Here is a 9,245-nt window from a genome sequence, read left to right on the forward strand (position 1 = left end):
AGGCGCTCCTTCGAGGGCAAACTTGACTGTTGCTGTCACTCGAAAGGACCCCTGTCCCCATGAAGCACCAGCACCACCTGCGCGCGACCGCCGCGACCCTGGCCGCGTTCGCGGCCGGTGCCCTGCTGTCTGCCTGTGGGTCCGACTCTCCCGCCACCGGTGGCGACGTCACCGTGACGGTCACGCCGACCGTGACTGCGAAGCCTCCCGCTGGCAACAAGCCGACCACCCCCAAGGCCCCCAAGTCGGACGTCAAGGGCCGCGCCTTCGACTTCGGCGTCGTGACCAAGGTGAGCTCGGTCGCGGGCACAGCCGTCATCGAGCTGGACCGCTGGACGTGGAAGAAGCTGGACGATGCCACGCTGGCGAAGAGCGGCGTGCCCACGGGCCCGTTCGTCGGCGCGGTGCCCTACACCAACCAGAACGCCAGGCTGACCTACACGATCCCGGTGGCTGCCGGAGCACGGATCCTCTACAGCCACTGCATCGACAAGGACCAGCCGCTGCAGGTCAAGTCGGTCGCTCCCTCCGCCCTCAAGGGGCTGGCCGACCGCGAGAACACCGTGCTCGTGCAGATCGACGCCAACGGCAGCGCCACGTCGATGCAGAACATCCCCGGCTGCCCCGGCTGACCCTGCACCACCGCCTGACCTGACGCCCGTGCACGGCGGCGACCACGCGGCATACGGCAGACTGGCGCGGTGACCACGACGGAAGGCCGACGCGAGCTCACCGTCGGCATGGGCGCCGGCGGCCTGGCCACGGCGGACATGGTCCTCAACATCGGCCCGCAGCACCCGGCAACCCACGGCGTGCTCCGGCTGCGCATCGTCGTCGACGGCGAGCGCATCGTGTCGGCGGAGCCGATCGTGGGGTACATGCACCGCGGAGCCGAGAAGCTGTTCGAGGTCCGCGACTACCGCCAGATCATCGTCCTGGCCAACCGCCACGACTGGCTGTCGGCCTTCTCCTCCGAGCTGGGCGTGGTGCTGGGCGTCGAGCGGATGCTCGGCATGGAGGTGCCCGAGCGGGCAGTGTGGGCCCGCACCCTGCTGGCCGAGCTCAACCGGGTGCTCAACCACCTGATGTTCCTCGGCTCCTACCCCCTCGAGCTCGGCGCCATCACCCCGATCTTCTACGCCTTCCGCGAGCGCGAGGAGCTGCAGGCGGTCATGGAGGAGGCGTCGGGCGGCCGGATGCACTACATGTTCAACCGGGTGGGCGGGCTCAAGGAGGACCTCCCGGCCGGATGGCTCGACCGCGTGGCGTATGCCGTGTCAGCGGTCCGTGGGCGACTGCCCGATCTCGAGGCGCTCATCGTGGGCAACGAGATCCTGGAGGCCCGCACGCGCGGGGTCGGCGTGGTGTCGCCGGAAGTCATTGCGGCGTATGGGGTTTCGGGTCCGATTGCCCGTGCTGCCGGCGTCGACATGGACCTGCGGCGCGACGAGCCCTACCTCGCCTATGCCGAGCTGTTCGCCGAGGGCGGACCCGGTCGCGTGGTGACGCGCACGGCTGGCGACTGCCTGGCCCGGCTGGAGGTGCTCCTCGAGCAGGTGCACGTGAGCCTCGACCTCGCGGAGGCGTGCCTCGACCGGCTCAGGTCGCTTCCGCAGGGTCCGGTCAACGTGAAGCTGCCCAAGGTGCTCAAGGTGCCCGAGGGCGATCTCTACACCGCCACCGAGAACCCGCTCGGCTTCAACGGCTACTACCTGGTGTCGCGCGGGGAGAAGACCCCGTGGCGCCTCAAGCTGCGGTCGGCGTCGTTCAACAACGTCGCCGTGCTCGCCGAGGTGCTGCCCGGCAACCTCATCGCCGACATGGTGGCGATCCTCGGCTCGATGTTCTTCGTCGTGGGCGACGTCGACAAGTAGCCGCCTCGTGAGGAGGTGGTCGCCTCGTCAGGCGTGCGAGTCGCGGTCCGCGTCGCCGGGCGGGTCGACGCGGCACATCCGCTGGGTCAGCATCCCCGCCGTCGTGAGCACCAACGACGCCGTGCAGAGCGACAGCAGCCGCCAGAGCAGGTTGCGGTAGCCCGGCAGGTCGACGTCCGCGAGCGCGTGCGCCGCCTGCGCGGCGTACCAACCGAGCACGCCTGATCCCGTGAGCGCGGCGGCCTGGGCGAGGACCAGCGTGCGGGCTGCCCTGATCGGGCTGAGCGACTTGCGCGCCTCCCCGCGCAGGAAGCGGCGCACCGGAAGCCCGGCCCCGATGACGAGAACCGCCATGGCGACGAGCATGACGGCCGAGACCCAGGACGCGGGCCCGAGCAGGTGACCGGCGTTGAGGTAGAGCCGCCAGCCGAGCCACGACAGCAGGCCGACGACGAGGGTGATCCCGGCGAGCTGCGCCCAGCGCAGGCCGTGCCCCTGGTTCACCACGGCCCCTCCAGCAGGTCGATGTCGGGCCCCGGGCGAACGCCGGACACGTCCATCCCGCTGACCAGGTCGGCCACCCGCCGGACCTGGCCGCCCACGCGCAGCACCGCCTCCGAGTCGGCCTGGAGCCAGGGCAGGAGCACGAAGCTGCGTTCGTGGGCCCGCGGGTGCGGCAGGGTGAGCGTGGGGCTGTCCATGACGATGTCGGTGTCGAACACCGGGTCGCCGTACTGGATCAGGTCGAGGTCCAGGGTCCTCGGGCCCCATCGGACTTCGCGGGTCCGTCCGTGCGCGCGCTCGATGTCGTGCAGTCCGGCCAGGAGCGAGGACGGCGCGAGGTGGGTCGTCCCCGTCACCACAGCGTTGAGGTATGCCGGCTGGTCGGGACCGCCGACCGCGTCGGTCTCGACGACGGAGGACACCTCGATGATGTCGATGAGCCCGTAGAGCGAGATGGCGGCGTCGTGCAGGGTCTCGATGGAGTCGCCGACGTTGGAGCCCATCGCGATGACGACGTGCGACTGGCGTTCGCGGCTGACCCGCACCTGCACGTCGGTGAACGGGTGCCCCACGGGGGCTTCGGGTTTGTGGACGACGACCTCGACCGCCTCGACGAGGGGCCGCGCGAGCACGCGGTCGGCGATGCGGGACGCGAGGGCTTCGATCAGGTCGAGGGAGTCGCCCTCGATGAGTGCCACGACGTCACCCGCGACCTCCGCGTAGTTGACCGTGTCGGCGAGGTCGTCGCTCGTGCCCGCCGGCCCGAGGTCGACGTGCATGGTCACGTCGACGACGAAGGTCTGTCCGTCACGCTTCTCGAAGTCGAGGACACCGTGGTAGCCCTTGGCTGAAATCCCTTTGAGGACGATCTGATCCGTCATCGCTGCATCTCTGTCGATGTTGCCCGTGTCATTGCTGCACCTCTGTCGATCCTGCCCGTCTCACTGGATCCGTCACTGGGCTTCCTGGATGGCGCGGGCGACCCGCATGGCATCGAGGGTGGAGGGGATGTGGTGGACGCGCACACCCCACGCTCCCAGCTGCGCGGCATGCATGGACGTCGCGGCAGTGGCTACGTCGCGATCCAGGGGTGGCCGTGGCTCAGCCCCCGCCGGCACCCCGATCCGGCCGAGGAAGGTCTTGCGCGAAGTGCCCACCAGGACCGGGTGGCCGAGGTCGAGCAGCCGGTCGAGCCCGCGCAGGAGCGACCAGTTGTGCCCGGTCAGCTTGGCGAACCCGAAGCCGGGGTCGAGCACGATCCGGTCGGTAGCGATCCCCGCAGCCACGAGCTGCGCAGCCCGTTGGGACAGCTCGGCCACGACATCGGCGACCACGTCGTCGTAGACCGCCCGGGACTGCATGTCGACGCTGTGGCCCCGCCAGTGCATCGCCACGAACGGCACGCCGGCCCCGGCGACCACGGCGGCCATCTCGGGGTCGGCCATCGCGCCGCTGACGTCGTTGACGATGGCTGCCCCGACCGCGAGTGCCTCGGCCGCCACCTCGGCGCGCATGGTGTCGACCGACACGACGGCGCCCGCTGCGGCCAGGGCGGCGACGACCGGAAGCACCCGACGCTTCTCCTCCGCCAGCGACGGACGCTCGGCACCGGGCCGGGTCGACTCCCCGCCGACGTCGACGATGTCGGCGCCCTGGGAGACCAGCTCGCGGCCGTGTTCGATCGCCGCGGACGGCTCGAACCACTGGCCGCCGTCGCTGAACGAGTCGGGGGTCACGTTGACCACGCCCATGACCACCGGCAACCCGTCGGCCCGCTGCAGGGGCCACGGAGTGCTCATGCGCCACCGCCGAGCCGGCCGAGGGTGGGCCAGGTGAGGAACGCCTCCGCCTCGAGGGCGGCCAGTCCGACCCGCGGCAGGTCCGATCCCGAGGGGTAGACGAGGAACCGCGGCTGCCACTGCGGCTGGAACTTGGCGTTGAACCGGTAGAGGCTCTCGATCTGCAGCCACCGCGACGCGAAGAGCAGCACCCGTCGCCAGGACTTGAGCACGGGCCCCGCACCCAGCTTGCCACCGCGTTCCAGCACGGAGCGGAACGCCGCGAAGTTCAACGACACCCGCTGCACGCCCAGACCCGGGGCGGCGGCGAGCGCCTCGGTGATCATCAGCTCGTTGACCCCCGCGTCCGCGCTCGAGTCGCGGCGCATGACGTCCAGGGACATCCCGTCGGAACCCCAGGGGACGAACTGCAGGAAGGCTCGCACGACCCCATCCTGCCGTGCGGCCACGAACACGCACTCGGGGTCGCCTTCGTCGAGCAACCTGCCGAGCGCCATGGAGAACCCGCGCTCGGTGGCGCTCGACCGCCACGCGGAGGCATCCGCCATCGCGCGGTCACGCACCTGGGTGGTGACGTCGCGGACGCGGCAGACGTCCACGGCATACCCGGCCCGAGCGACCCGGCCCACCATCTGGCGCACGTTGCGCATGGGCCGGCCCTCGAGGGTGAAGCTGGAGGCGTCGACGACGGCTTCGTCGCCGAGCTCGAGCGCCGTGTAGCCCGTCTCACGCACCCAGATCGTGCCGGCGTGCTCGGAGCAGCCCAGCACGGCCGGCGTCCACGCGTGGGCGTCCGCCTCGGCGAGGAACGCGTGCATGGCGCCGGACCAGGCCTCGGGGTCACCCACCGGGTCACCACTGGCCAGCATCACGCCGGACACCACGCGGTAGGCGATCGCCGCCTTGCCGGACGAGGACCAGATCACCGACTTGTCGCGACGGGTGTTGAAGTAGGCCAGGGAGTCGCCGTGCCGGTCGACGAGGGCGCGGAGCCGGGCCTCGTCGTCGGCGGTCAGGGACGGCACGGGTTCGGCGGGACGCAGCGCGAGGTAGACCGGCGTCAGCAGCGTCATCAGCCCGAGGCCCAGCAGCAGTGACCCGACGATGTCGGCGGCCCGGTCCTGGGTGAAGGCCAGGGGTCCGTCGGCGCCGACCATGCCCAGGCCCAGCTCCTGCACGAACTCCCCCGGCCCGGGGAAGCCGCCCACGATGTCGCGGCGGTTGAGCCAGATGACCAGACCGCCGGCCAGGACCGAGACCGCGAGCAGCACGACGAATGCACGCACGGCCCGCCAGCGGGTCGTCGGGTCGCCCAGGGCGCGGAACTCGGCGCGGTACCGCACCAGCAGCCCGAGCCCGACGAGCGAGATGGCGGCAGAGGCGGGTTCGGTCTTGATGGCGTGGAGGACGACCGACAGGGCGAGCAGTCCGACTGCCGCCCGCCAGGCCCGCCGCTTGCGGCGCTTGAGCGAGTGTCCGAGCACGATCAGGAAGATCCCGGACACGACCGTGGCAGCCGCCGCAGCATCGGACAGTGCCCCGGGGAGCATCTCGGTGAGACCGTGCAGGTGCAGCCGCCAGGAGTGCAGCAGGCCGGTCAGCAGGTCCACCGTGCCGACGAGATAGGTGAGGTTCCCGAGCAGTCGAGGTGCCTTGGACGCCATGAGGAATTCGGGGAGCCGGCTATTGGTGCTGGCAGGGGTGGTGGGGCGCGCGAGTTCGCGTCCGCTCACCGCTTGCCCCCCAGCAGCAGCGCCATGGCCTCGGCCCGGGTGGCCGGGTCGCGCAGCTGGCCGCGGACGGCCGAGGTGATGGTCCGCGACCCTGGCTTGCGGATGCCGCGCATCGACATGCACAGGTGCTCGCACTCGACGATGACCATGACGCCCTGGGCGCCGAGGTGGGTGACGAGGGAGTCGGCGACCTGAGTGGTCAACCGCTCCTGCACCTGCGGTCGCCGGGCATACATCTCGACGAGCCGGGCCAGCTTGGACAGCCCGGTCACGCGGCCGTCCTTGGCGGGGATGTAACCGACGTGGGCCACGCCGTGGAAGGGGACGAGGTGGTGCTCGCACATCGAGTAGACCTCGATGTCGCGCACCAGGATCATCTCGTCGTGCTCGATCTTGAACGTCTTGGAGAGGACCTGCGCAGGGTCGAGGGCCAGTCCCGCGAAGAACTCGCCGTAGGCCCGTGCGACGCGAGCGGGGGTCTCGACCAGTCCCTCGCGATCGGGGTCCTCGCCGATGGCGATGAGCAGCTCACGCACGGCCGCCTCCGCACGCGGCTGGTCGACCACGTGAGGCTTGCCCTCAGAGGCCATTCGGATCGACCTGGCCACCCTCGGGGACCTCGATCACCTGGGTGGGCGGGTGCTCCTCGTGAGCCTTGACCGCGCCGGCCTCGGCCGCCTTGTCGATCGCCTCGGCGGTCTGGCGGTTGCTGCCCGCAGACTCCAGGACCGGGGCCGAGCCGTTCTGGGCTGCCTTCTCGGCCGGGGTCAGGACGGGCGGCTGGTCGGAGAGGAACCGGGTCTCGCTGGAGAGCCAGGTCGGGCGCACGGGACGCTTGCGGATCGGCTCGAAGATGGCCGCGAGCTCCTTGGCGTTGAGCGTCTCGTGCTCGAGCAGGTCCAGGACCAGCCGGTCGAGGATGTCGCGGTTGTCGTTGATGACGTGCCAGGCCTCGTCGTGGGCGGCGTCGATGAGCTTGCGCACCTCTTCGTCGACGATGCTGGCGACCTCTTCGGAGTAGTCGCGCTGGTGGCCCATGTCGCGGCCGAGGAAGACCTCGCCCTGCGACTGGCCGAGCTTGATGGCGCCGACGCGCTCGCTCATGCCGTACTCGGTGACCATCTTGCGGGCCATGCCGGTGGCCTTCTCGATGTCGTTCGAGGCACCGGTGGTGGGGTCGTGGAAGACGACCTCCTCGGCCACGCGGCCACCCATGGCGTAGGACAGCTGGTCGAGGATCTCGTTGCGCGTCGTGGAGTACTTGTCGTCGGTCGGCATCACCATCGTGTAGCCGAGCGCGCGGCCACGGGGCAGGATCGTCACCTTGGTCACGGGGTCGAGGTGGTTCATGGCCGCTGCCACGATCGCGTGCCCACCCTCGTGGTAGGCCGTGATCTTGCGCTCCTTGGCGGACATGATCCGGGTGCGCTTCTGCGGGCCCGCGATGACGCGGTCGATGGCCTCGTCCAGGGCGGCGTCGTCGATGAGCTTGCCGTCGCTGCGTGCCGTGAGCAGGGCGGCCTCGTTGAGCACGTTGGCGAGGTCGGCACCGGTGAAGCCGGGGGTCCGGCGGGCGACAGCCAGCAGGTCGACGCCCGTGGCCATCGGCTTGCCCTGTGAGTGGACCTCGAGGATGCGGTGCCGGCCGATCATGTCGGGAGCCTCGACCGCGATCTGGCGGTCGAAGCGGCCCGGGCGCAGCAGGGCCGGGTCGAGGATGTCGGGACGGTTGGTCGCCGCGATGAGGATGACGTTGGTCTTGACGTCGAAGCCGTCCATCTCGACCAGCAGCTGGTTGAGGGTCTGCTCACGCTCGTCGTGCCCACCGCCGAGGCCGGCGCCGCGGTGGCGGCCCACGGCGTCGATCTCGTCGACGAAGACGATGGCCGGGGCATTGGCCTTGGCCTGCTCGAACAGGTCGCGCACCCGGCTGGCACCGACACCGACGAACATCTCGACGAAGTCCGAACCCGAGATCGAGTAGAACGGCACTCCGGCCTCACCGGCCACGGCGCGGGCGAGCAGCGTCTTGCCCGTGCCGGGAGGGCCGTAGAGCAGGACACCCTTGGGGATCTTGGCACCCACAGCGAGGAACTTCGCCGGCTCGGCCAGGAACTCCTTGATCTCGTGGAGCTCCTCGACCGCCTCGTCGGCGCCGGCGACGTCCGCGAAGGTGACCTTGGGCGTGTCCTTGGTGGCGAGCTTGGCCTTGGACTTGCCGAACTGCATGACGCGCGAACCGCCACCCTGCATCTGGTTCATCAGGAACCAGAAGAGGCCGAGCAGGATGATGATCGGCAGCAGCGAACCCAGCAGCGACAGCAGCGGGTTGGTGTCCTTGATGACCTGGTTGATGCGTCCGGGGGGCGCGTTGTCCTCGAGCAGCTTGATGAACGAGGGACCGGCAGCCTCGACGTACTGCGTGCGGACCTTGGTCGCGCCCTTGACGTTCTTGCCGTCGGAGTAGGTCACACCCTTCTTGAGGTCGAGGTCGACCACCTCGTTGTTCGTGACGACGGCGCGCTCCACCTTCTTCTCGGTGATGAGCTGCTGTGCGGCGGAGGTGTCGATCCGCGTGTAGCCACCGGCGTCGCTGAGGCTGAAGACCATCAGCGTGATCGCGATGACGGCGACGACCCAGAACAACGGGGCCCGAAGGATGCGCTTGAAATCCATGTGTGTAGCGGGGCTGGCCGCCCCGTTCCTCCTGCTCGCTGACGCTGGGTGCCGTTGCCCGGCCTGGGCTCGGCTCTACCACGACGGTACTACGCAGTGCTCCGGTGGCTCGTGCTGGACAACGACCCGGATGGGTTCAGTGTTCCGAGTACGCCTCAGGCGTAGACGTGGGGGGCGAGGGTGCCCACCTCGCGCAGGTTGCGGTAGTTCTCGGCGTAGTCGAGGCCGTACCCCACGACGAACTCGTTGGGGATGTCGAAGCCGACCCACTTGACGTCGATCTCGACCTTCGCGGCCTCGGGCTTGCGCAGGAGCGTGCAGATCTCCACCGAGGCCGGCGAGCGGGACTCCAGGTTGGCCCTGATCCACGACAGCGTCAGCCCGGAGTCGACGATGTCCTCGACGATGAGGACGTGCTTGCCGGTGATGTCGGTGTCGAGGTCCTTGAGGATGCGGACCACACCCGAGGACTTCGTGCCCGAGCCGTAGGACGACACGGCCATCCAGTCGACCGGTGCCGTGCCGGGAAGCGCGCGGGACAGGTCGGCCATCACCATGACGGCGCCCTTGAGGACCCCGACGAGGAGCAGGTCCTTGCCTTCGTACTCCGCCCAGATCTCGGTCGCGAGCTCGTCGAGCCTGGCGTGGATCTCCTCCTC

General features: G+C 69.9%; 9 protein-coding genes. 2 read left to right on the forward strand and 7 right to left on the reverse strand.

Annotation, left to right across the window (positions count from 1 at the left end; translation table 11 throughout):
- Window positions 1-59: 59 nt before the first annotated feature.
- Window positions 60-632: a hypothetical protein gene (locus tag AC1DVZ_RS07010; RefSeq protein WP_477617459.1), complete on the forward strand. Its 573-nt coding sequence runs from the start codon at window positions 60-62 to the stop codon at window positions 630-632.
- Between the two features lie 108 nt (window positions 633-740).
- Window positions 741-1,874 carry an NADH-quinone oxidoreductase subunit D gene (locus AC1DVZ_RS07015; protein ID WP_477617470.1) on the forward strand — a complete coding sequence of 378 codons (1,134 nt, stop codon included), beginning with the start codon at window positions 741-743 and terminating at the stop codon, window positions 1,872-1,874.
- A gap of 27 nt (window positions 1,875-1,901) precedes the next feature.
- Here AC1DVZ_RS07015 and AC1DVZ_RS07020 read toward each other — a convergent pair whose 3' ends face one another.
- The 7 genes from AC1DVZ_RS07020 to hpt form a co-directional block, all read right to left on the reverse strand.
- Entirely contained in the window at window positions 1,902-2,378 is a 477-nt protein-coding gene (locus AC1DVZ_RS07020) for a DUF3180 domain-containing protein (protein WP_477617460.1), read from the reverse strand.
- The gene (gene folK, locus AC1DVZ_RS07025) at window positions 2,375-3,259 is read right to left on the reverse strand and encodes a 2-amino-4-hydroxy-6-hydroxymethyldihydropteridine diphosphokinase (protein WP_477617461.1); all 885 of its coding nucleotides are present in this window, start codon (window positions 3,257-3,259) and stop codon (window positions 2,375-2,377) included. Before folK ends, AC1DVZ_RS07020 begins: the two co-directional genes overlap by 4 nt.
- A 72-nt stretch (window positions 3,260-3,331) precedes the next feature.
- Window positions 3,332-4,177 (reverse strand): dihydropteroate synthase, encoded by an 846-nt coding sequence (gene folP, locus AC1DVZ_RS07030; protein WP_477617462.1) that lies wholly within the window; start codon window positions 4,175-4,177, stop codon window positions 3,332-3,334.
- A complete protein-coding gene (locus AC1DVZ_RS07035; protein WP_477617463.1) occupies window positions 4,174-5,841 on the reverse strand; it encodes a phosphatidylglycerol lysyltransferase domain-containing protein in 1,668 nt (555 codons plus the stop codon). The genes folP and AC1DVZ_RS07035 overlap by 4 nt, the downstream gene beginning before the upstream one ends.
- Before the next feature lie 65 nt (window positions 5,842-5,906).
- Window positions 5,907-6,500, reverse strand: coding sequence for a GTP cyclohydrolase I FolE (folE, locus tag AC1DVZ_RS07040; RefSeq protein WP_477617464.1), 594 nt, complete (start codon window positions 6,498-6,500; stop codon window positions 5,907-5,909).
- Window positions 6,490-8,586, reverse strand: coding sequence for an ATP-dependent zinc metalloprotease FtsH (gene ftsH, locus AC1DVZ_RS07045; protein WP_477617465.1), 2,097 nt, complete (start codon window positions 8,584-8,586; stop codon window positions 6,490-6,492). Before ftsH ends, folE begins: the two co-directional genes overlap by 11 nt.
- Window positions 8,587-8,741: 155 nt before the next feature.
- Window positions 8,742-9,245 (reverse strand): hypoxanthine phosphoribosyltransferase (gene hpt / locus AC1DVZ_RS07050; protein ID WP_477617466.1); only part of this gene is annotated, 504 nt, incomplete at its 5' end.

Source organism: Pedococcus sp. P2_E5 (assembly GCF_056403895.1).

Bases quoted from the DNA above. Each gene is read 5' to 3' on its own strand.
- folE (WP_477617464.1), bottom strand. From the start codon at position 6,500: ATGGCCTCTGAGGGCAAGCCTCACGTGGTCGACCAGCCGCGTGCGGAG.
- AC1DVZ_RS07035 (WP_477617463.1), bottom strand. From the start codon at position 5,841: ATGGCGTCCAAGGCACCTCGACTGCTCGGGAACCTCACCTATCTCGTC.
- AC1DVZ_RS07010 (WP_477617459.1), top strand. From the start codon at position 60: ATGAAGCACCAGCACCACCTGCGCGCGACCGCCGCGACCCTGGCCGCG.
- ftsH (WP_477617465.1), bottom strand. From the start codon at position 8,586: ATGGATTTCAAGCGCATCCTTCGGGCCCCGTTGTTCTGGGTCGTCGCC.
- folK (WP_477617461.1), bottom strand. From the start codon at position 3,259: ATGACGGATCAGATCGTCCTCAAAGGGATTTCAGCCAAGGGCTACCAC.
- folP (WP_477617462.1), bottom strand. From the start codon at position 4,177: ATGAGCACTCCGTGGCCCCTGCAGCGGGCCGACGGGTTGCCGGTGGTC.
- AC1DVZ_RS07015 (WP_477617470.1), top strand. From the start codon at position 741: ATGGGCGCCGGCGGCCTGGCCACGGCGGACATGGTCCTCAACATCGGC.